The organism is Ensifer sp. R-19 (assembly GCF_049905105.1).
Taxonomy (GTDB): domain Bacteria; phylum Pseudomonadota; class Alphaproteobacteria; order Rhizobiales; family Rhizobiaceae; genus Ensifer.
The window spans coordinates 3,066,559-3,092,424 of the sequence record NZ_CP184569.1 but is presented as its reverse complement, the minus strand read 5'-3'; the positions used below and the strand labels follow the sequence as shown (position 1 = coordinate 3,092,424).

The 25,866-nt window shown below is 62.6% G+C and carries 17 protein-coding genes and 1 tRNA gene; 9 read left to right on the top strand and 9 right to left on the bottom strand.

Annotation, left to right across the window (positions count from 1 at the left end):
• Positions 1-8 precede the first annotated feature (8 nt).
• Complete coding sequence (locus ACN9MO_RS15070) at positions 9-3,269, top strand: adenylate/guanylate cyclase domain-containing protein (RefSeq protein ID WP_113132266.1); 3,261 nt, start codon at positions 9-11, stop codon at positions 3,267-3,269.
• Between the two features lie 128 nt (positions 3,270-3,397).
• The gene (locus ACN9MO_RS15065; protein ID WP_058325920.1) at positions 3,398-4,078 is read left to right on the top strand and encodes a peroxiredoxin-like family protein; all 681 of its coding nucleotides are present in this window, start codon (positions 3,398-3,400) and stop codon (positions 4,076-4,078) included.
• Positions 4,079-4,207: 129 nt separating this feature from the next.
• Here ACN9MO_RS15065 and ACN9MO_RS15060 read toward each other — a convergent pair whose 3' ends face one another.
• The 3 genes from ACN9MO_RS15060 to cpdR1 all read right to left on the bottom strand — a co-directional run bounded on the left by ACN9MO_RS15060 (position 4,208) and on the right by cpdR1 (position 5,895).
• Positions 4,208-4,900, bottom strand: coding sequence for an alpha/beta fold hydrolase (locus ACN9MO_RS15060; RefSeq protein WP_057254621.1), 693 nt, complete (start codon positions 4,898-4,900; stop codon positions 4,208-4,210).
• A gap of 283 nt (positions 4,901-5,183) precedes the next feature.
• Positions 5,184-5,258, bottom strand: a tRNA-Val gene (locus ACN9MO_RS15055).
• Positions 5,259-5,529: 271 nt separating this feature from the next.
• Complete coding sequence (gene cpdR1, locus ACN9MO_RS15050) at positions 5,530-5,895, bottom strand: response regulator CpdR1 (RefSeq protein ID WP_034786813.1); 366 nt, start codon at positions 5,893-5,895, stop codon at positions 5,530-5,532.
• A 199-nt stretch (positions 5,896-6,094) separates the two neighbouring features.
• Here cpdR1 and ACN9MO_RS15045 point away from each other — a divergent pair, with 199 nt between their 5' ends.
• Together ACN9MO_RS15045 and hisN are read left to right on the top strand one after the other, a co-directional pair.
• Entirely contained in the window at positions 6,095-6,976 is an 882-nt protein-coding gene (locus ACN9MO_RS15045) for an N-formylglutamate amidohydrolase (RefSeq protein WP_112996745.1), read from the top strand.
• A 338-nt stretch (positions 6,977-7,314) separates the two neighbouring features.
• Positions 7,315-8,088 (top strand): histidinol-phosphatase, encoded by a 774-nt coding sequence (gene hisN, locus ACN9MO_RS15040; protein ID WP_112996744.1) that lies wholly within the window; start codon positions 7,315-7,317, stop codon positions 8,086-8,088.
• Positions 8,089-8,160: 72 nt separating this feature from the next.
• On the opposite strand, the gene ACN9MO_RS15035 is transcribed toward hisN, so the two are convergent.
• On the bottom strand, positions 8,161-9,126 hold the full coding sequence (locus ACN9MO_RS15035; RefSeq protein ID WP_057254624.1) for an alpha/beta fold hydrolase: 966 nt from the start codon (positions 9,124-9,126) through the stop codon (positions 8,161-8,163).
• Positions 9,127-9,512: 386 nt separating this feature from the next.
• Here ACN9MO_RS15035 and ACN9MO_RS15030 point away from each other — a divergent pair, with 386 nt between their 5' ends.
• Positions 9,513-9,974: an Hsp20 family protein gene (locus tag ACN9MO_RS15030; protein ID WP_057254625.1), complete on the top strand. Its 462-nt coding sequence runs from the start codon at positions 9,513-9,515 to the stop codon at positions 9,972-9,974.
• A 218-nt stretch (positions 9,975-10,192) separates the two neighbouring features.
• Here the strand turns inward: ACN9MO_RS15030 and ACN9MO_RS15025 are convergent, their stop codons facing one another.
• Positions 10,193-11,182 carry a bile acid:sodium symporter family protein gene (locus ACN9MO_RS15025; RefSeq protein WP_112996743.1) on the bottom strand — a complete coding sequence of 330 codons (990 nt, stop codon included), beginning with the start codon at positions 11,180-11,182 and terminating at the stop codon, positions 10,193-10,195.
• A 95-nt stretch (positions 11,183-11,277) separates the two neighbouring features.
• On the opposite strand from ACN9MO_RS15025, the gene ACN9MO_RS15020 reads away from it, so the two are divergent.
• Positions 11,278-12,135, top strand: coding sequence for a LysR substrate-binding domain-containing protein (locus ACN9MO_RS15020; protein WP_112996742.1), 858 nt, complete (start codon positions 11,278-11,280; stop codon positions 12,133-12,135).
• A 76-nt stretch (positions 12,136-12,211) separates the two neighbouring features.
• Here the strand turns inward: ACN9MO_RS15020 and ACN9MO_RS15015 are convergent, their stop codons facing one another.
• On the bottom strand, positions 12,212-13,258 hold the full coding sequence (locus ACN9MO_RS15015) for a threonine aldolase family protein (protein WP_112996741.1): 1,047 nt from the start codon (positions 13,256-13,258) through the stop codon (positions 12,212-12,214).
• 553 nt (positions 13,259-13,811) lie between these two features.
• On the opposite strand from ACN9MO_RS15015, the gene gltB reads away from it, so the two are divergent.
• Both gltB and ACN9MO_RS15005 read left to right on the top strand, forming a co-directional pair.
• Positions 13,812-18,536 carry a glutamate synthase large subunit gene (gene gltB, locus ACN9MO_RS15010; protein WP_112996740.1) on the top strand — a complete coding sequence of 1,575 codons (4,725 nt, stop codon included), beginning with the start codon at positions 13,812-13,814 and terminating at the stop codon, positions 18,534-18,536.
• A gap of 108 nt (positions 18,537-18,644) precedes the next feature.
• Positions 18,645-20,102, top strand: coding sequence for a glutamate synthase subunit beta (locus ACN9MO_RS15005; RefSeq protein ID WP_058325223.1), 1,458 nt, complete (start codon positions 18,645-18,647; stop codon positions 20,100-20,102).
• 297 nt (positions 20,103-20,399) lie between these two features.
• On the opposite strand, the gene ACN9MO_RS15000 is transcribed toward ACN9MO_RS15005, so the two are convergent.
• Entirely contained in the window at positions 20,400-21,653 is a 1,254-nt protein-coding gene (locus ACN9MO_RS15000; protein ID WP_058325319.1) for an SGNH/GDSL hydrolase family protein, read from the bottom strand.
• 134 nt (positions 21,654-21,787) lie between these two features.
• Positions 21,788-23,008: a lytic murein transglycosylase gene (locus ACN9MO_RS14995; protein ID WP_058325318.1), complete on the bottom strand. Its 1,221-nt coding sequence runs from the start codon at positions 23,006-23,008 to the stop codon at positions 21,788-21,790.
• Positions 23,009-23,407: 399 nt separating this feature from the next.
• Between ACN9MO_RS14995 and galU the strand changes: the two genes are divergently transcribed.
• Positions 23,408-24,295 (top strand): UTP--glucose-1-phosphate uridylyltransferase GalU, encoded by an 888-nt coding sequence (gene galU, locus ACN9MO_RS14990; RefSeq protein ID WP_112996739.1) that lies wholly within the window; start codon positions 23,408-23,410, stop codon positions 24,293-24,295.
• 115 nt (positions 24,296-24,410) lie between these two features.
• On the opposite strand, the gene ACN9MO_RS14985 is transcribed toward galU, so the two are convergent.
• On the bottom strand, positions 24,411-25,856 hold the full coding sequence (locus ACN9MO_RS14985; protein WP_112996738.1) for an outer membrane beta-barrel protein: 1,446 nt from the start codon (positions 25,854-25,856) through the stop codon (positions 24,411-24,413).
• Positions 25,857-25,866: the final 10 nt, after the last annotated feature.

Here is a 25,866-nt window from a genome sequence, read left to right as displayed (position 1 = left end):
CGTCGTCGATGAACTGCCACGAGTGCGGTTGCGAGATCCAAGGCGGGTTTGCGTTTTGCCCGAATTGCGGTGCCAAGCAGCATAGCCCGTGTCCCGGTTGCGGCGCACTCTGCCCGCCACACTTCTCCTTTTGTCCCACCTGCGGCACCCGGCTTGGAAGCCCGGCACCAATAAAGCCGACGGTTTCGCCACCTGCGACGGCACAGACGCCTCGGGCGCGACCTTCTGGCGGAGAGGAGGCGGGCGCCGACCGCCGCACAGCCACCATTCTCTTTGCCGACCTCTGCGGCTTTACTGGTCTCAGCGAGCAGGTGGATCCGGAAGTCCTCAGGGCTTTCCAGAACGAACTCTTCGAAGAACTGACCGAGGCGGTCGAGGCTTACGGTGGCTTCGTCGACAAATTCATCGGCGACGCGTTGCTGGCCCTCTTCGGCGCGCCGGTGGCGCACGAAGACGACTCCGAGAGAGCGCTTCGTGCTGCGCTCGACATGACCGTTCGGGCAAGGCGGGTCGGCGAACGCTGGCAGCGGCGGATCGGCGAGCCACTGAACCTCCATATCGGGCTCAACACCGGAACCGTCGTGGCGGGGCGTTTGGGCGCTGGCGACGGCAAGGCCTATTCGGTGACCGGCGACGCAGTCAACACGGCGCAGCGGCTGCAAACGCTGGCAGGGCCTGGGGAGATCCTCGTCGGGCCTGTGACCTATCGGTTGACCTGCCACGCCTTTGCCTACGAGGCGCTTGGCGCGATGACGCTGCGCGGCAAAGCGGAAAGCGTCGAGGTCTACAGGCTGACGCAGTCTCTGGAGGCACCGCGCACGGCACGCGGTCTCGAAGCGCTGGGGCTCGGTGCGCCGCTGATCGGACGTGAGGCGGAGATGAAGCGCCTCATTGATTGCCTCGAGCTTGCCTGCGGCGGGACGGCGCAACTGGTGCGTCTGACGGGAGAGGCAGGGCTCGGAAAATCGCGGCTGATCAAAGAATTCCTCGAACGGGTGGCCGCGGATCCGCGCTTTTCGAACGTCGTCGTTCGCCGCGCCGGCAGTTCGTCGCTCGGAGAACCGTCCTATGGCGTTCTCGCGGCGGTGCTGCGCGGTGCCTACGGGATTTCGATGAGCGACAGCCTGCAGCGGACGACAGAGCTACTCGCCGCGGGACTGGCCGAGATCGGATTTGCGCAAGACAAGCTCGAACAGCTCGTACCACTGTTTCTGCGGATCCTGGGCTTGGGTTCCCAGGATGAGCTGTTGCGCCATGTGGAGCCGGAACAGATGCGCCGGCAGCTTTTCGCAGGGGTGAGGGCGATTTTTGAACGACGCCTGTCACGAACGCCCTTACTGCTCGTGATCGAGGATTTGCACTGGGCCGACGCTGCCTCGCTCGAGGCCATATCCTTCGTCCTCGAGCGGACGGAAGGCAGCCCGTTGATGCTGCTGACCACCCAGCGGCCCGACGCCGATGCCGATCAGCTGAAGCCCGGCCATACAAACTTGACGGCGTTGCGCCTCGCACCGCTTTCGGAAGCCGACAGGCGTCGGCTGCTTGCGGCATTCTTCGGTAGGGATGGGCTGCCTCAGGCGCTCGCCGAGCGCATCTTGGCACGGGCCGGGGGCAATCCCCTGTTCATCGAGGAAATCGTGCGCGGCCTGATCGATGTATCCGCCGTGCAGCGGGTCGGCTCGACCTGGCGGGTGGTGGAGCGCGAAGCGGCCGCCGACATTCCGGTGACCATCGAGGCGATACTGCTCGGCCGCGTCGATCGGCTACCGCCGGACGCCCGCCGAATGCTGCACCACGCTGCGATGATCGGGCCGCGATTCGATGCGGATCTGCTGCAAGCGGTTTCGGGGCGGACACCGGTGGATACGATTCTTGATCTGCTCTGCGATGCGGAGATCATCGAAGAAGCCAGGGACGGCGGCGGGTTCCTGGGCACACAGACCTATCGGTTTACCCAGACGTTGCTGCAGGAGGTGGTCTACAACAATCTGCTGCTCAGTCGGCGCACGGACGGGCATGCATTAATCGGCAAGGTGCTGGAGCGCCGGTTCGGCGAGGATACCGACCGGCCCGAGGAAATGGCGCTGCTCGGCCACCATTTCGGCCTCTCCGAACAGAAGGCCAAGGGCGCACATTACCTGGTCGCGGCCGGAGACCGGGCGCGGGCGCTCTATGCCAATGATGATGCCATCCGGCTTTATGAACAGGCGATGGCGGCACTGGCGGCCACCGGCGAACAGGGCCCCGAATGGCTTGCCGCACGCGAACGCGTCGCTGATCTCCTGGGCCCGACCGGCCAGCGTGAGGCGGCGGTTCAGCACTACGGCGCACTGTTGGAGATTTACAGCGCCATGGACGACCGGATTGCCGCGGCACGAATCCGGCGCAAGTTCGGCCATCATCTCTGGGAAACCGGGCGGCGTGACGAGGCGTTGGCTTCCTTCGCGGCAGCCGCCGAGCTGCTCGAAGGCGTGAGCGCGCCGATTGAAGGTGCGCATCTTTCACAGGAATGCGGCCACCTCGCCTTCCGCATGGGAGACTATGCCGGCGCCCTCAAGGCGGCGGACGACGCCCTGGATCGCATTGCGGCATATACGCCGGAGACCCCAGAGACTGAGCGGGAGGCGATGCGGGTCATGGCCGAAGCGCTGAACACCAAGGCCGTGACGCTTGCCCGCCTTGGCCGCAGCGCCGAAGCGATCGGTATCGTCGAGCGAAGCGTCGCGGCAGCGGAAGGCGCGAACCTGTTGAATGCCGCCTGCCGCGGCTATACCAATCTGGCGGTGTTCTACGCGGTCACCGATCCGAGACGTGCGATTGAGGTTTGCCGCTGCGGTTTCGACATGGCAAGGCGTATCGGCGACCTCGGTTTTCAGGCGCGCCTGCTCGCCAACCTTGCCGTCGCCTATTGCACCTTCACCGATCGCTGTGCGCCGGACGGCGTGCCGGCAGCCGAGCGCGCGATTGCGATTGACCGGGAACTCGACCAGCGCGACCACTTGCCGGTGTCGCTGCTGGTGCTCGGCCAGATCCATCAGTGTCATGGCCGGGCAGATGTCGCCCGCGGCCTTTATCAGGAGGCGCTCGACCTTTGCGGAGAAACGCAAGAGGCGCAGCTCCTGTTTCCGTGTTATGATGGCTTGGCGACGCTTTGCCTGGACGCCGGCGATCTCGATGCAGCGGAAAGGTACTTCGCCTTGGCGAGAGACATATGTGCGCAACATGGTCTCGATCCCGAGGCGTTGATGATTTTGCCGTTTCTCGACTGATATTTCCGATCGTCGCCTGGGGCGCGGCGTCCACGTTTTGATTGCTGCGCACAGCTTGCCGGAGAAAAAGCGCCTGCCTTGCCACAAGGCGTACCAGGAGCGTTCCGGCCGGGATGAGGAGATGAAACATGGTTGAGCCGCTGAGTGGACGGCCGTTGCAGCCGGGGGATCGGGCGCCGAATGTGGTGCTCGACGCAATCACGCAGGAAGGTCAGATCGCCCTTGATGATTTTCGCGGCCGCAAACCGGTCCTGGTCGGCCTGTTCCGCGGCCTGCATTGTCCGTTCTGCAGACGGCAGATCGCCGCCATGGCGCAACTCGACGGCGCCTTGCGGGAGCGGGGCATCGAGAGCCTGACGGTGGTCAATACGCCGATCGATCGAGCGCGCCTCTATTTCCGTTATCATCCTGTGCCGAATTTGCTGGCCGCCGCCGATCCCGAACGGGTCTCGCATCGGGCGTTCGGGCTGCCCAACCTCGAATTCACCGAGGACGAGGACGCCTGGCCGTACAAGATCGCCCAGAAGACGATCATGGCGATGAAGGTGAATATGCCGGGCGAATTGCCGGAACCGATGGACCCGATCGCAGCTATGGCCTATCTCGACAAGGCGGAAGGCTACCAGATCACCGAGGCCGACGAACGGATGATGGCGACCGGGGCCGGGCAACTCGTCGGCGAGTTCCTGCTCGATCGTGATGGCGTTGTGCGCTGGAGTTTCACGGAAGTACCGGACGGCGGCCAGAACATGTTCGGAGCCCCGCGTCGCGACGAATTGATGTCCGCCGCCTCCGCCATGGTGCATTAAGGCGTCGACTTTGGCCGTCGACGGCGGTTGGCGGTGATCCTGGAACAAGGCCCCGTCGGTCCGGTGATCGACGGGGTTTTTCGTCGCGATGTTATCGCAAAACCGCTGCGCACTTTTGCGCGACATACTTTAGCCGAGTGAAGCGATCGCCTCGTCGATCAGCGCGACGATCTCCTTTGGATGCGATGCAAGCGAGGCGTGGCTGGCGTCGAGGGTGATGATCTTCTTTGCCTTGATGCGTTCAGCCATCCACTGTTCGGTTTCCGGCGGGATCATGTTGTCGTGGCGCGATACCTGGTACCAGCTCGGCTTTTCCTTCCAGGCCGGGGGGCCGGCCTCGTCTTCAAAGCAACGCCCGGCAATCGGCTTCTGCGTCACCGCCATGACCAGCGCGTCGGTCTCGTTCAAATCCTGGCCGAAGCTCTGGCGGAAGGTGTCTTGCGCCAACCAGAGGAAGCCATCCTTGTCGGGGCGGATACTGGCAGCACCGGAGGGTGGATTACGCCGCGCAAAAATGCTGCCGAGGCTGTCGCCCTCATCCGGCGCGAAGGCCGCGACATAGACGAGGCCAACGACATTGGCTGCATGGCCGGCGCCGCTGATCACCGCGCCGCCATAGGAGTGGCCGACAAGCAGGGTCGGGCCATCAAGCGATTCCGCCAGTTTGCGCGTGCGCTCGATGTCGTCGGCAAGCGAGGTCAGTGGGTTCTGCACTGCAGCGATCCTGTAGCCCTTGGCGTGGAGTGGCGGGATCACGTGACGCCAATGGGAAGCATCGCCCCAGGCGCCGTGTACGAGCAGGATGTTCTTGACGGCAGGCATTGTCCGTTCCTTTCTCATTCAGAGAAGATGTGGTCGGCACGACGTCGCGTTCGCGTATCGAGACGCGAGATGGGTGGCCGGCCGTTGGTCACGGATGCGATTAAAGGTCTGCGGGTGCGATCGGATTGCGAATGCAAACTAGGGCGCGGAACGGGGCGCTTCCATGGCGCAAGACATTAAACTTCGTACAGAATTGGGATGGGTGGAGGGTGTCGCCAACCGGCGCGTCCCGGGACAAACGAAAAGGGCCTCTCGATTTCTCGAAAGGCCCTTGGAATTCGAATGGTGGGCGTGACAAGGATCGAACTTGTGACCCCTACGATGTCAACGTAGTGCTCTCCCGCTGAGCTACACGCCCATCCGATGTCGGCGCATAGACCACAAAACCCGTTGTCGCGTCAATAGGGTTTTCGAAGGTTTTTTGACAGAAATTTCGAAGGCATGTTTTTTCCCATCCGGGGGTCGGTCGCGGCGGCGTGGCGAGGGCCCGGATTTGCGGGATTCCTGCTAAGGCCTTGAAACGAAAAGACCGCCGGAGATCCTTGTGGATCGCGGCGGTCGATCGGAAATCGTCTTGGCTTGTCGCCACAGTGTGCCGCAAGCGGCAGCGACTGTGGAAAACTAGTCGCTTAAGCCGCGGCCAGCATCTTGTTGACCTCGTCGACGAGGTCGCGGAGGTGGAAGGGCTTCGAAAGCACCTTGGCATCTTTCGGCGCCTTGGAGTCGGGATTGAGCGCAACGGCGGCAAAGCCGGTGATGAACATGACCTTGAGGTCCGGATCGAGTTCGGTCGCGCGGCGCGCCAGCTCGATGCCGTCCATCTCGGGCATGACGATGTCGGTGAGGAGAAGCGAGAATGGCTCCTCGCGAAGCCGGTCATAGGCGCTGGCGCCGTTGTCGTAGGACATGACCTTGTAGCCGGCCTTTTCGAGCGCCTTGACCAGGAACCGGCGCATATCGTTGTCGTCTTCGGCAAGAAGGATTTTCGCAGTCATGAATTCGGCCGTGCTTCTCTTTTTTCAGTTTATTGCGCGTAGATTGCGGCGTTTTATCCAAACCCCAACGCGGTAAATATCTCGTGAACGCGGGACGTCAATTCCCCGGGAGCTGTGATTGGTCACTATGGACACAGAGCGGACCAACTGGCAACATGATGACAATTGTAAGAACCGCATATGGTAAAAAAGGGTTCAGATGGGGGAAATTGCGGAGAGGGAACTGTTTGAGGTCCTGGAACCTCCGATCCAGCGCATTCCCTTTGTGTTCAATTCACCGCATAGCGGCCGGTCCTATCCCCAGCGCTTTCTCGATCAGTCGCGGCTCGACGCTGTTTCGATTCGCCGGTCGGAAGACCACTATGTCGATGAGCTGTTCCAGAACGCGACTTTTCTCGGAGCGCCGATGCTGCTGGCGCATTTCCCGCGCGCCTTCCTCGACGTCAACCGTGAGCCCTATGAGCTTGACCCGCGCATGTTCGACGGCCCGCTGCCGCCGCACGCCAATATCAGCTCGATGCGTGTCGCCGGCGGCCTCGGCACGATACCGCGGCTGGTCGCCGAGAACATGGAGATCTACCGCGGACGTTTCCCGGTGGAAGACGCGCTGACGCGGATCGAGACGATCTACAAGCCCTACCATGCCACCCTGCGCAAACTGATCGCGCGCACCCACGTGCAGTTCGGCCTGTCGGTGCTGATCGATTGTCACTCGATGCCCGGGAACGTGCATCTGCCCGGCAGCGCCCAGCGTCCCGACTTCATCATCGGCGACCGCTACGGCACCAGTGCCGCGGGTGAACTGTCGCGCGCCGCCGTCGATCTGTTGCAGCAGCTCGGCTATAGCGTCGTGCGCAACAAGCCCTATGCCGGCGGTTTCATCACCGAGCATTACGGTCGCCCGACACGCGGGCTGCATGCGCTGCAGATCGAAATCAACCGGGCGCTCTATGTGGATGAGACGACGCTGGTGCGCAAGCCCGGCTTCGGCGCGCTGGTCGCAGATCTCACGACCTTCGTCGCGTCGCTTGCCCGCCATGTCGAAGACTACGGCGCCTACCTCCCGCTCGCAGCGGAGTGACTTCAAGATTTTCTGTCGGGGAGCTTCAAAAAAAACCGCGCCAACGGCGCGGTCAAGTCTAGGGAGGAAACACCCAAGGAGGGTATTTACAGTCACAGGTGACTGTACCCAAACCTTAATATTGCACTGCACAAATGTCAAGTTGAAGCAGTGAAGACTTTTGCAGTGCATCAAACGTTTTTCAGTCCAAAGCGGTATCTGAACCGATTGAAACGCTAGAAATCTGAAAACACAGGCGATTTGGTCGCTGCTGCCATCGCATCAGCGCGTTTGCCTTTCGGTAAATTTCGTCTATGCAGGACGAACCTTCCTTCGTCATGCTTCCCTGAGAGAGAGCCATGCTGCCTGACCGCGCCTTCTTCGATCGCCTTGCTGAAGCTGCCAAGGCAGAGACCCTGCCGCGATTCCGGATCGGCACCAGCGTGGTCAACAAGATCGAAGGCGGCTTCGATCCGGTAACGGAGGCGGACCAGTCGGCGGAAGCTGCGATCCGTGCGCTGATCGAGAAGCATTTTCCGGAGCATGGCATCCTTGGCGAAGAGCATGGCAATGTCGGGCTCGACCGCGAATATGTGTGGGTCATCGACCCGATCGACGGCACGCGCGCCTTCATTTCCGGCCTGCCGGTCTGGGGCACGCTGATCGGCCTCTATCGCAATGGCGAAGCGGTCATGGGCCTGATGGATCAGCCGTTCACCGGGGAGCGCTATTTCGCCGATGGTGAGAAGGCGACCTACCGGGGTCCCGGTGGCGAAAAGGTGCTTTCGACCCGTGCATGCAATTCGCTTTCGGATGCGGTGCTGTTCACCACATCGCCGCACCTCTACACCGGCGCGTTCAAGACTCGCTACGAGGCGCTGCAGAGCAAGGTCCGGCTCTTCCGATACGGCTGCGATTGCTACGCCTTCGCGCTGCTCGCCGCCGGCCACATCGACCTGGTGGTCGAATGTGGACTGAAGCCTTACGATGTCGGCGGCCTCATTCCGCTGATCGAGCAGGCTGGCGGCATCATCACCAATTGGCAGGGTGGACCGGCGGAAATGGGTGGTGAAGTCATCGCTGCCGGCAGCGCCGAACTGCATGCTCAGGCGCTGGAAATCCTCAAAGGCTGAGGCCGCCACGCTCCGGCGCTGATTCCGAAGCGAGATGCAAAATCAAACGATTGGCGAGTGTGCCCGCCTGTATCAGGCGGCGCTGTTTTCGCGTTCGTCACCCTCTTCGGGGATGACAAAGGCAAGGATCGCGGCCATCGCCTGGGCGCGATAGCGATCCGCTTCATGCAGCAGTTCGTGGCGGGCGCCATCGATCGGGATCATCTGGGCGGCGCGGAAGTTGCGCGCCAACCACTCGACGGCGAGATGCGGCACCAGACGGTCAGCCGTCGGCGCCAGGATGATCGTCGGCAGGGTGATGCGCGTCAGATGCTCGCGACGGATGACGCGGCGCATGGCGCGGAAGGCCTCGCTCAGCCAGCGCGCGGTGGGCGGGCCAAGCCTCAGTTCCGGATGCGTGTCGGTCAGTGCGATGTTGCGCAGGTAGCGGCGCCGGTCCGCCGTCAGCACGTTGCTTTCGAACGGGCGGTTGCCCTTGTCGGGATGGGCCGGCAGGGTGCCGAGGCCGATGCAGCGCATGAGGGTCGCAATCGCCGCAATGCTGGGCTCGCCGAGCGCCTGTCCGCCAAGGCCGACGAAGGGTGCCAGCACCACCAGCCGGTCGATCCGGCTTGCTAGCATCGGTGCCAGCGACAGGGCAACGAGCGCACCCATGGAATGGGCGACGATCGAGAAGGGCAGGCGCGTATCCGGCAGCACGATCTGTTCGAGGAAGGTGCTGAGGTCGCGTTCATAGTCGGAGAAGTGGTCGACGTAGCCGCGGCCCGGGTGTGGCAGCAGCCGCTCGGAGCCCGCCTGGCCGCGCCAGTCGAAGGTTGCGACCCAAAGACCTGCAGCCGTGAGATCAGCGATCGTCTCGAAATATTTCTCGATCGATTCGTTGCGGCCCTGCAGCAGGACGACCGTGCCGCGCGCAACAGGCTGTTTCGTCCTGAAGATCGCGTAGCGAATCTTGCGACCGCCGACGCCATCGAAGAACCCAGCCACGTAGTTTTCCGGGGTCGGATTGTCCGGTGTCGAGTGGAGGATCGAGGTCATGACGTGGTGACGGCCAAGAGCGGGTTGATCGGTATCATCAAGGGATAGGCGGCAGGGTCTCCGTCGTCAAAGAAAAAAGCCGGAAACGGTGGGTGAAATCCGGACGATCACCGTTTCCGGCTGCTGAAGAGGAAGGGACGTATCACTTCAGCCTGGGAGTTGCCGCCCAGAGTTTTCTTCTAGCCCACCGGGGCTGAACGGAAGCCGAAGCGGCCGTTCATGTCGGGTTCACGGGAAAATCGTAAGCGCTCGCGTCTTGAAGTCGCGAATTTGCCTCCCCAAATCAGGGTCACGGGCGCCGAAGACGGGTCCGTTCACCGGTCTTGCCGCTGCCAGAATGGGGTGGCCGACCAGACATCGCAAACCGTTGCTCCAAGGAGGACACAATGCGTCACTTTGATTTCTCTCCCCTTTACCGTTCCACCGTTGGCTTTGATCGCCTGTTCACGATGCTCGACAGCCTCGGCCAGCCGGGTGAAGCTCAGACCTATCCGCCCTACAACATCGAACGCACCGGCGAAAACGCCTACCGCATCACCATGGCCGTTGCCGGCTTTGACGAGAGCGAGCTTTCGATCGAGGCCCGTGAGCACACGCTGACGGTCAAGGGCGAAAAAGCCGAGGAAAAGGGCGACGAAAGCCAGTTTCTCCATCGCGGCATTGCCAAGCGTGCCTTCGAGCGTCGCTTCCAGCTCGCCGATCACGTGGAGATCAAGTCCGCTTCGCTGAAGAACGGCTTGCTGCACATCGACCTCACCCGCGAGATTCCGGAAGCAGCCAAGCCCCGCCGGATCGAGATTTCGTCCGTTGCCTCGCAGCCGAAGCAGATCGAGGCCCAGACCCTCTAACCGCGAAGACAATCTCCCAAGACAGGCGGCGTCCCCCAGGGGCGCCGCTTTTTTATTGGTTCATTGAAATCACGTAGTTCCGAACGGAGACCGCTTCGGACTTTTCCTGACTTTCTAAAGCGCGTCGCGATCTTTCAGATTCGCTCCTTGCGCTTTAAGTTTTTGATGTTTCGCATGTCGTTGTCGCAAAACCGCTGCGCACTTTTGCGCGACAGGCTTTAGGATCTGGCCGGCGCGGGCACGGCAGACGTCTGCTTCTTGGCGGCATAGCGCTGTGCGATGACGGCGCAGGCCATCAGCTGGATCTGGTGGAACAGCATCACCGGCAGAACGATCGCGCCGATGTTCTGCCCGGCGAAGATGGCGCTCGCCATCGGAACGCCGCTCGCAAGGCTCTTCTTCGAGCCGCAGAAGGTGATGGCGATCTCATCCGCCTTGTCGAAGCCGAGCAGGCGGCTGCCGAACATGGTGACGGCAAGCACGAGCGACAGCATGACGATTTCGATGACGACGAGAACGCCGAGATCTGCCAGCGAATAGGTCTGCCAAAGGCCCGATGTCACCGCCTGGCTGAAGGCGAGATAGACGACCATCAGGATCGAACCGCGATCGACGGGCGCCAAGAGGCCCTTGCGCGCCCGGATCCAGTTGCCGATCAAGGGCTGCAACAGCTGGCCGATGACGAAGGGTGCAAGCAATTGCAGCAGGATCTGCTTCAGCGCGTCGAGCGTGACGCTGCCGTGGCCGCCGGCGGTAAACAGCAGCCCGACCAAAAGCGGCGTCAGAAACATGCCGAAGATGTTGGACGCAGACGCCGAGCAGATCGCGGCCGGCACGTTGCCGCCGGCCATCGAGGTGAAGGCGATCGACGACTGCACCGTCGAGGGCAGCACGCAGAGGAAGAGGATGCCGGTGTAGAGCGACTGCGGAAGGATCGAGGTCGGGACGAAGTCGATTGCAAGACCGATCAGCGGGAAGAGCACGAAGGTGGAGGCGAGGATCGTCAGGTGCAGCCGCCAGTGCAGGATGCCGGCGATCACCACGTCGCGCGAGAGGCGGGCGCCGTGCAGGAAGAAGACCATGCCGACCGCCACCTTGGTCGCCAATCCGAACCAGGCGGTCGCCTCACCATGGATCGGCAGGACGGATGCCAATAGCAGCGTCGCCAGAAGCAGGATGGTGAAGGTATCGGGAAGGTAGCGGCGCATATCCGGTCACTTGCTGGTGATGAAACGTCTTGCCGGGATCACTCATTATGAAGCAGGATGCAAGGAATAACAGTTATCGCGATTTGGGATGAGCCATGCTGGATCTCGTGCAGTTGCGCAGCTTCGTCGCGCTCGAACAGATGGGCAGTTTCACGCAGGCGGCGGAGAAACTGTCGCTTGGGCAATCGACCGTCAGCCAGCATATTCAACGGCTTGAGGCCTCGCTCGGGCGAACCCTGGTCGCCCGCGATACCCACCGCGTGTCGCTGACGGCGGATGGGCTGGCACTGCTTGCCCATGCGCGTTCGATGCTGGCGATCGACGGCGAGGTTCGGGCGCTTTTTGCCGAAAGCAGTCTGCGTGGTCGCCTGCGGCTTGGTGTTTCCGAGGATTTCGTCATGAGCCGGTTGCCGGCGGTTCTCGAAGATTTCGTCCGGGCGCATCCGTCGGTCGATCTCGAACTCACCGTGGCGCTCAGCGGCGTGCTTTACCAGATGCAGGACAACGGCGAGATCGACCTCGTGCTCGCCAAGCGCAGGCTCGGCGACGTGAGAGGCGAGCTCGTCTATCGCGAGCCGCTCGTCTGGCTCGCCCGCGACCCTGAAAGGATCAGGCGTGACAAGGTACTGCCGCTGATCGCCTTCCCGCCGCCGAGCATCACCCGCAGCGTCGCGCTCGAAGTGCTCGACCGGCATCGCCTACCATGGCGCATCGTCTGTACCTGCGGCAGCCTCAGCGGGCTGACGGCGGCCGCGCGCGCCGGAATGGGCGTGCTCGTGCAGCCGCGCAGCATGGTGCCGCAGGGGTTGAAGGAGATACCCGCCGGCGCCCTGCCGCCGCTTGAAGACGTCGAGTTCGTGCTGGTGCCGAGCAAGGGCGTCGACCGCAAGCTGAGTGCAGCACTTTCGGCCGAGATCCTCTCCAATGTGAGGACGCTGCAGGGACAGGCTTGATACGGGGGATCACCCCGCTCAGGTGGCGGGATGGTCGTCCGGACGGAAAAGCGTTCGCCGTTTTCCTGGTACTGCTTCAGCAGGCGGCGACGAACCGGTCGACATCGTCGGCCTTCGTCGCGAAGCTGGTCACGAGGCGGTAGAGACCCTGATCCGGCGCAAGACTTCCATCGAGGTCGTGGGGCACGGGCCAGTCGTAGAAGACGGCGCCATCCTGCCTGAGCTTCGTGGCCACGTCTTTCCTGATGATGGGGAAAACCTCGTTGGCGTCCGCCTGCCAGGCGAGGCGGCTCGTCTTCGAGGCGGCAATGCCCTCGGCGAGGCGTGCGGCCATCGCGTTGGCATGGCGCGCGAGGTTCAGCCAGAGATCGCCGGCGAAGTAGGCGTCGAACTGTGCGGAGACGAAACGCGACTTGGAGAAGAGTTGGGCCGAGCGCTTGCGCAGGAAGTGCATTTCGTGCGCCTTCGAGAGATCAAAGAGCACCAGCGCTTCGGCGCACCAGCAGCCGTTCTTGGTGCCGCCGAAGGAGACGAGATCGACACCGCGCTTCCAGGTCATTTCAGCGGGCGTTGCGCCAAGGCCGACGAGCGCATTGGCGAAGCGGGCACCGTCCATATGCAGTGGCAACTTATGCGCCTTGGCAACGGCAGCGATCGCCTCGATCTCCGCAAGCGAATAGACCGTGCCGCTTTCCGTTGCCTGCGTCAGCGAGACCGCCGTCGGCTGGCCGCCGTGGACATTGTCGAGCGGAAAGCGCCGAATCTCGGCTTCGAGGCGCGCGGCCTCCATCTTGCCGCGGGGGCCGTCGACAGGCTTCAGCCTGGCGCCGTGCGAGAAGAATTCCGGCGCGCCGCATTCATCGGCGATGACATGCGCTTCGCGATGGCAGAAGGCGATGCCGCCTGCGCGGTTGGCTGTCGCAAGTGCCAGCGAATTGGCGGCCGTTCCGGTGCCGACGAAGAAGACTGCGACATCCTTTTCGAAGATTTCCGCGAACTTCTTCTCCACCTTCCGGTCGAGGTCGCTGGTGCCATAGGCGGACGCATATCCGCCTGCATGCGCCATCAGGCTTTCGGCAATCGCGGGATGGGCGCCAGCCCAGTTGTCAGACGAAAAAATCATCACATTCCACCCTGTATTACAGTCTTTTCGACGGATTTGGCCGACCTTAGCCGAGTTCTCGGCCGGATCAATCACGGTCAGCGGCCGAAAGGCCAACTGGAGACCAGTTTGAAACCAAAAGGAAGAAAACGCCGGAAAGCCGTAATTAAATTATAAAAGCCGGAAACTTCCGGCAATGTTCGGCAAAATCTTCTCTATTATTTGCTCATATGCCTCTTGCGGAGGGGGGTAGTTTCTGGCATAGAGCACATGAAATAGGACAGGTTTGCTGTCCTATTTCGGTCTAGGGACCGGAACAATCGCCGCGAGTGCCTAAAAAAATGGCACCCGGCGTGCGAAGCGGGGGGATTTGCCGGATTTCATCCGGTTGTTATCGCCTGCCGTCAGGATGGTCGCAGACATCAGTGCCTGATGATGCCGTGCTTATTTGCGACCTGATCAGGATCATGAGACGATAGTGCCCCGGCTTTTTGGCGTGCCTTTGCGCGCAACGAAGAGCCATGCGCGGGCGGTGCCATGCCCGGCAGTGCCGGGTTTAACAGGAGGGAAAACGATGACGGATCATTCGCCATCACAGCAATCTGGGCTCAACCTCGCACACAGCGTTGCGACGGCTGAAAAAACGCCCGCATTCCCGACTGGCCTGCCGCGAAAACAGGGTCTCTACGATCCGCGCAACGAACATGACGCCTGCGGCGTCGGTTTCGTCGCGCATATGAAGGGTCAGAAGTCGCACAAGATCGTCCGCGACGGCCTGTTCATGCTCGAAAACCTGACGCACCGCGGTGCCGTCGGCGCCGATCCGCTGATGGGCGACGGCGCGGGCATTCTCGTGCAGATTCCCGACCGCTTCTTCCGCGAGGAGATGGCCAAGCAGGGCATCACTTTGCCGAAGGCGGGCGAATATGCCGTCGGTCACATCTTCATGCCGCAGGACGATGCGCTCGTCGAACACTTCAAGCAGGTGATCAAAGACGTCGTCGTCGAAGAGGGCCAGGTGCTCATCGGCTACCGCGACGTGCCGGTCGACAATTCCTCGCTCTCGAAGGCGCCCGAGATTGCCGCGACCGAGCCGCGCCATGTCCAGATCTTCATCGGTGCCGGCCGCGACGCCGCCACGAACCCCGAGTTCGAGCGTCGTCTCTTCACTCTGCGCAAGGTGATCTCCAACCGCATCTATGACGAATACAAGGGCGAGGAGAGCAATTTCTACCCGGTATCGCTGTCGTCCTCGACGATCGTCTACAAGGGCATGTTCCTCGCCTATCAGGTCGGCGCCTATTACAAGGACCTGTCCGATCCGCGGTTTGAGAGCGCGGTGGCGCTCGTGCACCAGCGCTTCTCGACCAACACCTTCCCGTCGTGGAAGCTCGCGCATCCCTACCGCATGGTCGCGCATAACGGCGAAATCAACACGCTGCGCGGCAACGTCAACTGGATGGCGGCGCGCCAGGCGTCGGTTTCTTCGCCGCTCTTCGGCGAGGATATCTCCAAGCTCTGGCCGATCTCCTATGAAGGCCAGTCGGACACCGCCTGTTTCGACAACGCGCTCGAGTTCCTGGTGCAGGGCGGCTACTCGCTGTCGCATGCTGTCATGATGCTGATCCCGGAAGCCTGGGCCGGCAACCAGCTGATGTCGCCCGAGCGCAAGGCTTTCTACGAATACCATGCGGCGCTGATGGAGCCGTGGGACGGACCGGCGGCAGTCGCCTTCACCGATGGCCGCCAGATCGGCGCGACGCTCGACCGCAACGGCCTGCGTCCGGCCCGCTACATCGTCACCTCTGATGATCGCGTCATCCTTGCTTCGGAATCCGGCGTGCTGCCGGTCGACGAGGACAAGATCGTCAAGAAGTGGCGCCTGCAGCCGGGCAAGATGCTGCTGATCGATATGGAGCAGGGCCGCATCATCTCCGACGAGGAGGTGAAGTCCTCGCTCGCCCAGAAGCACCCCTATAGCAAGTGGCTTGAAGACACCCAGCTCATCCTCGAAGAGCTGAAGCCGGTGGAGCCGCGCGCGCTGCGTCGCGACGTCTCGCTCATCGACCGCCAGCAGGCCTTCGGCTACACGCTCGAAGACACCAAGATCCTGATGTCGCCGATGGCGACGACCGGCCAGGAGGCGATCGGCTCGATGGGCACCGATACGCCGATCTCGGCGATGTCGGACAAGCGCAAGCTGCTCTATACCTATTTCAAGCAGAACTTCGCGCAGGTTACCAACCCGCCGATCGACCCGATCCGCGAAGAGCTGGTGATGAGCCTCGTCTCCTTCATCGGACCGCGCCCGAACATCCTCGATCACGAGGGCATGGCCCATGCCAAGCGGCTCGAGGTGCGCCAGCCGATCCTGACCAATGGCGATCTCGAAAAGATCCGCTCGATCGGTCACACCGAGGATCGCTTCGACACCAAGACGCTCGACTTCACCTATGACATTTCGCGCGGTGCCGAAGGCATGCCCGATATGCTCGACCGTCTCTGCGAACGCGCGGAAGCGGCGGTGAAGGGCGGCTACAACATCATCGTGCTGTCGGACCGCCAGGTCGGTCCGGACCGCGTGGCGATCCCGGCATTGCTTGCGACCGCCGCCGTGCACCACCACCTGATCCGCAAGGGCCTGCGCACCTCGGTCGGCATCGTGCTCGAATCCGGCGAACCACGCGAAGTGCACCACTTCTGCCTGCTCGCCGGCTACGGCGCCGAGGCGATCAACCCCTATCTCGCCTTCGATACGCTGATCGACATGCACAAGCGCGGCGAGTTCCCGAAGGAGGTCGATGCGAGCGAGGTCGTCTATCGCTACATCAAGGCCGTCGGCAAGGGCATCCTCAAGGTCATGTCCAAGATGGGCATTTCGACCTACCAGTCCTATTGCGGCGCGCAGATCTTCGACGCCGTCGGTCTGTCGTCGAAGCTGGTCAACCAGTTCTTCTTCGGCACGGCGACGACGATCGAAGGCATCGGCCTCGAAGAGATCGCGGCCGAGACCGTCGCCCGCCACAAGGCGGCGTTCGGTGCCGACCCGGTTCTTGCCAACACGCTCGACATCGGCGGCGAATATGCCTTCCGCATGCGCGGTGAAAGCCACGCCTGGACCCCGGACGCGATCGCATCTCTGCAGCATGCCGTGCGCGGCAATGCGCAGGACCGCTATCGCGAATTCTCCGAGATGGTGAACAACTCGGCGCTGCGCATGAACACCATTCGCGGCCTGTTCACGGTGAAGAGCGCCGAGGCTCTCGGCCGCAAGCCGATCTCGGTCGACGAGGTCGAGCCGGCTACCGACATCGTCAAGCGCTTCTCGACCGGTGCCATGTCCTTCGGCTCGATCAGCCGCGAGGCGCACACGACGCTGGCAATCGCCATGAACCGGATCGGCGGCAAGTCGAATACCGGCGAGGGCGGTGAGGAAAGCGACCGTTACCTGCCGCTGCCGGACGGTTCGATGAACCCCGAGCGTTCGGCGATCAAGCAGATCGCCTCCGGGCGCTTCGGCGTGACCACGGAGTACCTGGTCAATGCCGACATGCTGCAGATCAAGGTGGCGCAAGGCGCCAAGCCCGGCGAAGGCGGCCAGCTGCCCGGCCACAAGGTCGATGCGACAGTTGCCAAGACCCGTCACTCGACGCCTGGCGTCGGCCTGATCTCGCCGCCGCCGCACCACGACATCTATTCGATCGAAGATCTGGCGCAGCTGATCTACGATCTGAAGAACGTCAATCCGGAAGCGGACGTCTCGGTCAAGCTCGTCTCGGAAGTCGGCGTCGGCACGGTTGCCGCTGGTGTCGCCAAGGCGCGCGCCGACCACATCACCGTCGCCGGCTTCGATGGCGGCACCGGCGCCTCGCCGCTGACCTCGCTGAAGCACGCCGGCAGCCCCTGGGAAATCGGCCTTGCCGAGACCCAGCAGACGCTGGTGCTGAACGGCCTGCGCTCGCGCGTCGCCCTTCAGGTCGACGGCGGTCTCAAGACCGGCCGTGACGTCATCATCGGGGCGCTGCTCGGTGCCGACGAGTTCGGCTTCGCCACCGCGCCGCTGATTGCCGCCGGCTGCATCATGATGCGCAAGTGCCATCTCAACACCTGTCCCGTCGGTGTCGCCACCCAGGACCCGGTTCTGCGCAAGCGCTTCAAGGGCACGGCCGAGCACGTCATCAACTACTTCTTCTTCGTCGCCGAGGAAGTGCGCGAGATCCTGGCTTCGCTTGGTGTGCGCAAGCTTGACGAGATCATCGGTGCCTCCGAGCTGCTCGAAAAGGACGGTGCGCTTGCCCACTGGAAGGCGAACGGCCTCGACTTCTCGAAGATCTTCCACAAGGTGGAAGCCGCCAAGGAAGAGACCTACTGGACCACACGCCAGAAGCACCCGATCGACGACATTCTCGACCGCAAGCTGATCGAGGAAGCCAAGGTCGCGCTCGAAACCAAGGCGCCGGTCAAGATCGAAGCTGCGATCAAGAACGTCGACCGCTCGGCCGGTGCGATGCTCGCCGGTGCGCTTGCCAAGCGCTGGGGCCACAAGGGCCTGAAGGACGACACCATCCACGTGACCCTGAGGGGCACGGCCGGCCAGTCCTTCGCCGCGTTCCTGGCACGCGGCATCACCTTCGACCTGGTGGGCGACGGCAACGACTATGTCGGCAAGGGTCTTTCGGGCGGACGCATCATCGTCCGGCCGCCGGAAAACGCGACGATCGTTCCGCAGGAATCGATCATCGTCGGCAACACCGTGCTTTATGGCGCGATCTCGGGCGAGTGCTACTTCAACGGCGTTGCCGGCGAGCGCTTCGCCGTGCGCAACTCCGGTGCGGTCGCGGTCGTCGAGGGCGTGGGTGACCATGGCTGCGAATACATGACCGGCGGCGTCGTCGTCGTTCTCGGCACGACGGGCCGCAACTTCGCGGCCGGCATGTCCGGCGGCGTTGCCTATGTGCTGGACGAGGAAGGCGATTTCGCCCGTCGTTGCAACATGGCGATGGTCGAGTTGCAGCCGGTTCCGGAAGAGGACGACATGCTCGAGAAGCTGCATCACCACGGCGGCGACATCATGCACAAGGGCATGGTCGACGTCTCCGGCGACATGACGCGTCACGATGAAGAGCGGCTCTATCAGCTGATATCCAACCACCTTCACCACACGGGTTCGCCCCGGGCGAAGGAGATTCTCGATCACTGGACGGATTACCGGCCGAAATTCCGCAAGGTCATGCCGGTCGAATACCGCCGTGCGCTCGAGGATATGGAACGCATGAAAATGGCAGAGGCGGCTGAATAGGAGGCCCCGGTGACCAAGGCTCCCGGTTCATCACAGACTGGTTCGGGGGTCCCTCACGCGCGCTTGTCAAAAGCGCCTGTTCAGACGCAAAGCTTTCAGGATAGTACGATGGGTAAGGTAACTGGATTTCTCGAGATCGACCGGCAAGTGGCAAAGTACCAGCCGGCATCCGACCGCATTCGCCATTTCCGTGAATTCACCATTCCGATGTCAGAACCGGAAGTGCAGAAGCAGGCTGCTCGCTGCATGGACTGTGGCATCCCCTATTGCCATGGGCCGACCGGCTGCCCGGTGCACAACCAGATCCCGGACTGGAACGACCTCGTCTACAACGGCAACTGGGATGAGGCGATCCGCAACCTGCATTCGACCAACAACTTCCCGGAATTCACCGGCCGCGTCTGCCCGGCGCCGTGCGAGGAAGCCTGCACGCTGAACCTCGAAGACACGCCGGTGGCGATCAAGACGATCGAACAGGCGATCGCCGACAAGGCCTATGAGATGGGCTACATCGTGCCGCAGCCGGCCGTCACCAAGACCGGCAAGAAGGTCGCGGTCATCGGCTCAGGCCCAGCCGGCATGGCGGCAGGCCAGCAGCTTGCCCGCGCGGGCCACGAAGTTCACGTCTACGAGCGCGAGACCAAGGCCGGCGGCCTGCTGCGCTACGGCATTCCGGACTTCAAGATGGAGAAGAACTTCATCGACCGCCGCGTCGAACAGATGAAGGGCGAAGGCGTCACCTTCCACTGCGGCATCAATGTCGGCGTTGACGTGCCGATGCAGCGCCTGCTCGACGACCACGATGCCGTGCTTTATTGCGGCGGTTCGGAGACGCCGCGTGACGCGGGCATCCCCGGTGTCGAATTCGCCGGCGTGCATGATGCGATGCCCTATCTCGTGCAGCAGAACCGCCGCGTCGGCCGCGAGAACATCGACAGCGTCGGCTGGCCGTCGCAGCCGATCCTTGCCGGCGGCAAGCACATCGTGGTCGTCGGCGGTGGCGATACCGCGTCGGACTGCGTCGGCACTGCCTTCCGCCAGGGCGCAGTCAAGGTGACCCAGCTCGACATCCGACCGCAGCCACCGGAGAAGGAAGACAAGCTTGCCGTCTGGCCGTTCTGGGCAACGAAGATGCGCACCTCGTCCAGCCAGGCCGAAGGGGCTATCCGCGAGTTCCAGGTGGCGACGCTCGAATTCATCGGCGACGAGGATGGCAACCTCACCGGCGTGAAGTGCTGCCAGGTGGACGATCGCCGCAAGCCGGTCGCCGGCACGGAGTTCATCATCAAGGCGGATCTTGCCTTCATCGCCATCGGCTTCCGCGGTCCGTTTACCAGCAGCGTGCTCAAGGATCTCGGCGACAAGCTGACGCTCAACACCGACCGCCGCGGCTCGACCAACGTGGTTGCCAACGAGCGCGACTACAAGACCTCGGTCGAGAAGCTCTGGACCGCGGGCGACGTGCGTCGCGGCCAGTCTCTGGTCGTCTGGGCGATCCGCGAAGGCCGCCAGGCGGCGCGTGCGATCGACGAGGCGCTGATGGGCTCAACCACCCTGCCGCGATAAACGGTTTACTCCCAAGCATGAAAAAAGCCCCGCAGAGATGCGGGGCTTTTTTGTGGGCTGTTGCCGGAGGCCCGACAGCCTTGGGCCGCGGCTGGTTCTAGATCATTTCATTGTTTCGTCGAAACGGTGAAATGATCTAAGTCTCTGAAATAGCGCAATTCCGGACGGAAAACCGCTTCACACTTTTCCTGGAATTGCTCTTAAGCGCGTCGCGATCTTTCAGATTCGCTCCTTGCGCTTTAAGTTTTTGATATATCGCATACCGCAAAACCGCTGCGCACTTTTGCGCAACAGGCTTTAGTTGCGGATCACCGGATTGCTGATGACAGTGCTTGGCTTCGACAGGCGGAAGTCGTCGACGCGGCCGGTCGGTGCGGCGGCGATATCGCCCTTGTCGACCAAAAGGTCGCGCGGGCTCTTGCCATTGCCCTTGTCCGGGGCGGCGTTGCCAAGCAGGGACCCCGCGCCATCCAGCGCCGGATCGGTCAAGCCGATCGGCTGGGTCTTGACGATATCCTCGTTGCCGAGCGGCGCCGTCACCACCAGGTCCTTGAGTTCGCCCGCCCCGGGCACGTTCTTGTCCGTCGCGGCGGCATCGCCGAGCAACCGGCGAATGTCCTTCTCGACGTAGAAAGCCAGCTTGCGCTTGCCGGCCTTGGTGAGGTTGATGCCATCGGCGCCGCGCAGACGAACCTGCTGGCCGTTGATGTCGGAGCCGGTCAGGACGAATTTGCCGCCCTCGTCGACGAAGCCATCCCAGATGTCGACGAACTGGCCACCGACCTTCTCGATCTCCTCGCGATAAATGCCGTTGAAGGTCACCATGTCGGCGGTCATTGCGGCGGACTGGAACGGCGGCATGCCGACCCACAGAACCGGCAGCTTCTCCTTGCGGGCAAGGGCCGCCAGCGCATTGACGCGCTTGCGATACTCCTCGGTCCAGAGATCGCTGCGGAACTTCTCCTTGACGTCGCCCATCTGCATCTGCTGCCGATCGTTGGCGCCGAGGCTGATGATGATCACGGATGGCTTTAACTCGCCGACGTAGCCGGGAAGCGTGCCCGGCCAGTTGAAGTAGTCTTCGCGCACCAGGCCGGACGAGCCATTCGCCCGTGTCTCGACGGCGATGCCGGGCGTCATCTCGAAGGCGGTCTTCAGGCCGTCGCCGAGGCTGCCGGCCATGAAGTCGCCGACGACCAGAACCTTCTTGGCGTCGGGCGCTTTCTCCACCACCACCGGCGCGACTGCCGGTGCATCGGCGATCTTCGGCTTCTGCTTCTGTTGCCCCTGGCCCTTCTGGCGCTGCTGTTGCTGCTGGCGTTGGCGTTTCGGGCGCGGCTGCTCAGGGAAATAGGTGCGGTCTTCGTAGACCGGCCGCTCGCGCGACAAGCCGCCGAAGAGCATCTGGAACAGGGTGCGCCGCTGGGCGCGCTCCTGCGCCTCGGCAAAGCTTGCAAAGAGGCTGACGGCGACCATCGCCATTGCGGCGATGCAGATCGTCGCAATCCCGAAGGGCGTTCGGCGCGGTTGGTTGCGGCGCTTGCTCGTCATCTGCTCTTCTGCCCCGTTGATCGCGTGTTCGCCGGTTTTCAACCGCCCTCACGTTTCAGTGCGCCGCACGGGGTGCAGCGCGCTACTCGTCATTTATCTCACGGATGTGGCGATCGTGAAACCGTTTCGAGCCGCTAGTTGCGAAGGGCGCGCAGCAGCATCTGGGTCGGCTCTCCGTCCGGCGCCAGGCCGTTCTTCGACTGGAACGCCTGGATCGCGGCCTTCGAGCCGGAACCGAAATTGCCGTCGACTTCGCCGCTGTAGTAGCCGAGCTCCTTCAGGCGGTTCTGCAGTTCGAACTTTTCGCTGATGTCGAGCGATCCGTCCGGACGCGGCCAGCGCTGCTGCATGCCCTGATAGCCGGCGATCTGGTCGGCAAGAAGGCCGACGCCGAGAGCGTAGCTGTCGGAGGCGTTGTAGCGCTTGATGACGAAGAAGTTCTTGGTCATCAGGAAGCCGGGACCCTCGCCACCGCTCGGCAGCTTGAGTTCGGCGCGTATGCTGCCGTTGCGGAAGCCCTTGCCGTTGGGTCGGCCGAAGCCGAGCGACGCCCATTCGGCGAGCGTCTTCGTCTGGCCGGAATATTTCGCGGCATTTGCCGGCGGCGCGACTTCGTAGCCCCAGGTTTCGCCCGGCTGCCAGCCGTTCTTCTTCAAAAGGTTGGCGGCGGTCGCAAGCGCATCGGGCACCGAGTTCCAGATGTCGCGGTGACCGTTGCCGTCGGCGTCAACCGCATAGAGCAGGTAGCTCGTCGGGATGAACTGGGTGTGGCCCATGGCGCCCGCCCAGGACCCGGTCAGCTCGCGCGGCGTGATGTCGCCGCTCTGGAGGATCTTCAGCGCGGCGATCAGCTGCTTCTTGGCGTAGTTCGAGCGCTTCGGATCGGCATAGGCAAGGGTGGCGAGCGCGCGCGGCACATAGTGCAGGCGGTCATCCTTCTCGAGCACGGCGCCGTAGTTGGATTCCATCGACCAGATCGCCAGCAGGATGGTCTTGTCGACGCCGAAGTGCTTTTCCAGCGCGTTCAGCGTGCGGGCGTGCTTCGTCGCCATCTCCTGGCCGACGCGCTTGGTGTACGGGTTCACGCGGGAATCGATGTATTCCCAGATCTTGTGCTTGAACTCCGGCTGGTAGTTCGCCTTCTCGATCACCGTCTGGTCAGGCGACTTCACGCCGGCGAAGGCCTGGCGATAGGTCGACTTGCTGATGCCGGCCTTGGCGGCCGTCGTGTAGAATTCGTTGATCCAGTTCTGGAATCCGGCATCGGCGCGCGCGGGCGCGGTGCCGAGTGTTGCGGCGGATAGGACGAGGGCGGCTGCGATATGACGGAAAAACGTCCTGCGGTTTCTGATCATCAGCTGTCGGTTCCGTTTCTCTGCGGGGGCTTCGGCCGTCATGGCCCGAATCACTCCGCAAGGTGGCAGTCTGGGGCCAGCCTCGACGGTGGGGGCAGTCGTCGGCGGCTCCTGTTTCGGATCCGGCCGCGATTGTTGCATTGCCGGATTGCAACGAATCTACAGAAACGTGGTCAACAAACCCTTTACCATGAAATTGTGGTGGCGTCTTCCGCTGTAGAAAATGTCAAGCCATGGTCGTGGAGTTCGCATATGCATTTGTTCCGTCGGTTCAGGCTGTGTTCAGCTGACGGCATAGAGATTGCGGCTCCATTACGGAGCGCTGTATGGTTTCAGACGGATTGTAGTCCGGGACCATCCGGTAAGACTTATGAGTGAGTTCCTATCAAGGAGGTATCGATGACCGACAAGCGTAAAGTCCGCAAAGCCGTGTTCCCAGTCGCAGGGCTGGGCACACGTTTCCTGCCGGCTACCAAGGCCGTGCCGAAGGAAATGCTGACGGTGGTGGACAAGCCGGTCATTCAATATGTGGTCGATGAGGCGCTGGAAGCCGGCATCGAGCATCTGATCTTCGTCACGGGCCGCAGCAAGGCGGTGATCGAGGATTATTTCGACATTCAGGTCGAGCTCGATCAGACGCTGCGCGAGCGCAACAAGAAGGCCGAGATCGCCCTGCTCGACAGCATTCTGCCGAAGGCCGGCACGACCAGCTTTACCCGCCAGCAGGCCCCGCTCGGCCTCGGCCACGCGGTCTGGTGCGCCCGTGACCTCGTCGGCAACGAGCCGTTTGCGCTGCTCTTGCCGGACATGATCATGAAGGGCGAAAAGGGCTGCCTCAAGGGCATGGTCGAGCTCTATGAGCAGAGCGGCGGCAACGTCATCGCCGTCGAGGAATGCGCACCCGACCAGGCCCACAAATACGGCATCGTCGGCGTCGGCGACAAGGTGGGCGATGGTTTCAAGATCACCAAGATGGTCGAGAAGCCGGCACCGGGCACAGCCCCGTCCAACTTCTTCATCAACGGCCGCTACATCCTGCAGCCGGAGATCTTCCCGATCCTCGAAAAGCAGGAGCGCGGCGCCGGCAACGAAATCCAGCTGACCGATGGCATGCTCAAGCTCTCCGACAGCCAGCAGTTCGCCGCCTATCACTTCCGTGGCGACACCTATGACTGTGGCGCCAAGGACGGCTTCATCCTGGCAAACGTTGCCTTTGCTCTGGAACGCGGCGACATCCGCCCGAGCGTCGAGGGGCCGCTGAAGAGCCTGCTCCGCAGCCTGAGGTAATTTCGGTTCCACCGAAACGAGAAGGCCGCGTTCCCCGAGGAATGCGGCCTTTTTCATTGGCTGCTGGCAATGAGTGTTGTTACCGCTCTAGCTTTGCCGGCGGCTGACCTTTGGCTCAACGCCGCAGGAGGAGGCCGACGCCGACACGGGTGATGTCGGTCGGATCGCCGACGTCGGGCGTGGTGCGCTCGTAGCTGACGTCGCCGGTCAGCGCCAAGTAGCGGTTGATGTCGTAGGTCAGGCCTGCGCCCGTGCGCCAGGTCGTCTCGTCGGAGGAGCGGGAGTCCGACGGATATTTGCGGATGATCAGAGTGTTGGACAATCGTGCGACCAGATCGGAGCGCATCTGGTGGGTGATGATGTTGGTCAAGGTATAGTCGATCGATCCGGAAACGCCCGCCGTCGTCGACGGATCGAGATCCGTCAAAACCGCGAAGAGCACATCGGTGCCGCGCTGCGGCGACCAGTTGAGGCGGCCGTCGACGGACAGGCCGCTGACGTCTTCGAGCCTGTCATCATCGAAGCGATAGGTCTCGTAGCCGAGGCCGAGCTCACCATAGAGTTTCTCGCCGAGATCGACCTCGATACCGCCGCGTCCGGCATAGGTCTGGTAGGAACGCTCGAAGCCGGACGTGTCCTCGCGCAGGTCGTAAAGCGACTTGCCGACGGAGGCTTCGAGGAACGGAATCAGCGCCGGCGACAGTTCGTAGCCGACGCGGGCAATCAAGTTTCCGGTGTTGCGGTTGCGGTCCTTCTCGGACAGTGTCGTGCCGTTTTCGAGTTCGACATCGCCATAGGTTTGGCGGTCGAAATCGATTCCGACCGAACCGCGGATCAGACCGAAATCGCGCTCGATGGCGGCACCGAGGCGGTAGGTGTTGACCGCCGACTGGGTCTTGGCGTTCGAAATCGCGTTCGGGTCGTCGGCGTCTTCTCGGTAGAAACTGTATCCGGCCCGGAGTCGTGCGATCGTTTCGTCCCAGAGATCGAGGCGCAGTTCCGCGTCTACATCGGCGCGCGGCTCTTCCTCCCCTTCGCCTGAGATGTTGTTTTGCAGGATGCCTTCGCCGGTGACGGTCAACTGGTGACGCGACCAGTCGGAGGTCAGGGTGCCGCGGATGCCGGTTTCGAGATAGCCGCGGTTCGTCTTGGTGTCACCGTCGTTGCGCCATTCATGGTTGATGGTCTCGCTGACGCTGGGGCGCAGCGTGAAGGTCCCGATGCGAACGCCCGGCGTGGTACGATACCCCTCCGTATCGGTTCGAAGCCTCAGGCCATCGATCGTCGGCTCCCGCTGGTTGAGGCGGAGGAAATCCTCGTTCTGCGCCGGCGGAAGATCGTCGCCGCTGACGGCGCCGGTGGTTTGCGGATCGGCGATTGCGGGCGTGGTGGCCGGGACTGTTGCCGGGGTGGTGGCGACGCCATAGGAGGTCGTCGGGGCCGTGGCCGTTTGCGCGCGCAATGACGATGGTGCGAACAGGGCAGTGCCGGCCAATAGCAACGCCAGCGAGGTCGAACGCCGCGCGTCTCCTTTGGTCGAGCGAGATGAGCCTGGCACCATATGCCGTTTG

Coding starts and splice junctions, on each gene's coding strand:
- ACN9MO_RS15070 (WP_113132266.1), top strand. CDS start 9: ATGAACTGCCACGAGTGCGGTTGCGAGATCCAAGGCGGGTTTGCGTTT.
- ACN9MO_RS15065 (WP_058325920.1), top strand. CDS start 3,398: ATGGTTGAGCCGCTGAGTGGACGGCCGTTGCAGCCGGGGGATCGGGCG.
- ACN9MO_RS15060 (WP_057254621.1), bottom strand. CDS start 4,900: ATGCCTGCCGTCAAGAACATCCTGCTCGTACACGGCGCCTGGGGCGAT.
- cpdR1 (WP_034786813.1), bottom strand. CDS start 5,895: ATGACTGCGAAAATCCTTCTTGCCGAAGACGACAACGATATGCGCCGG.
- ACN9MO_RS15045 (WP_112996745.1), top strand. CDS start 6,095: ATGGGGGAAATTGCGGAGAGGGAACTGTTTGAGGTCCTGGAACCTCCG.
- hisN (WP_112996744.1), top strand. CDS start 7,315: ATGCTGCCTGACCGCGCCTTCTTCGATCGCCTTGCTGAAGCTGCCAAG.
- ACN9MO_RS15035 (WP_057254624.1), bottom strand. CDS start 9,126: ATGACCTCGATCCTCCACTCGACACCGGACAATCCGACCCCGGAAAAC.
- ACN9MO_RS15030 (WP_057254625.1), top strand. CDS start 9,513: ATGCGTCACTTTGATTTCTCTCCCCTTTACCGTTCCACCGTTGGCTTT.
- ACN9MO_RS15025 (WP_112996743.1), bottom strand. CDS start 11,182: ATGCGCCGCTACCTTCCCGATACCTTCACCATCCTGCTTCTGGCGACG.
- ACN9MO_RS15020 (WP_112996742.1), top strand. CDS start 11,278: ATGCTGGATCTCGTGCAGTTGCGCAGCTTCGTCGCGCTCGAACAGATG.
- ACN9MO_RS15015 (WP_112996741.1), bottom strand. CDS start 13,258: ATGATTTTTTCGTCTGACAACTGGGCTGGCGCCCATCCCGCGATTGCC.
- gltB (WP_112996740.1), top strand. CDS start 13,812: ATGACGGATCATTCGCCATCACAGCAATCTGGGCTCAACCTCGCACAC.
- ACN9MO_RS15005 (WP_058325223.1), top strand. CDS start 18,645: ATGGGTAAGGTAACTGGATTTCTCGAGATCGACCGGCAAGTGGCAAAG.
- ACN9MO_RS15000 (WP_058325319.1), bottom strand. CDS start 21,653: ATGACGAGCAAGCGCCGCAACCAACCGCGCCGAACGCCCTTCGGGATT.
- ACN9MO_RS14995 (WP_058325318.1), bottom strand. CDS start 23,008: ATGATCAGAAACCGCAGGACGTTTTTCCGTCATATCGCAGCCGCCCTC.
- galU (WP_112996739.1), top strand. CDS start 23,408: ATGACCGACAAGCGTAAAGTCCGCAAAGCCGTGTTCCCAGTCGCAGGG.
- ACN9MO_RS14985 (WP_112996738.1), bottom strand. CDS start 25,856: ATGGTGCCAGGCTCATCTCGCTCGACCAAAGGAGACGCGCGGCGTTCG.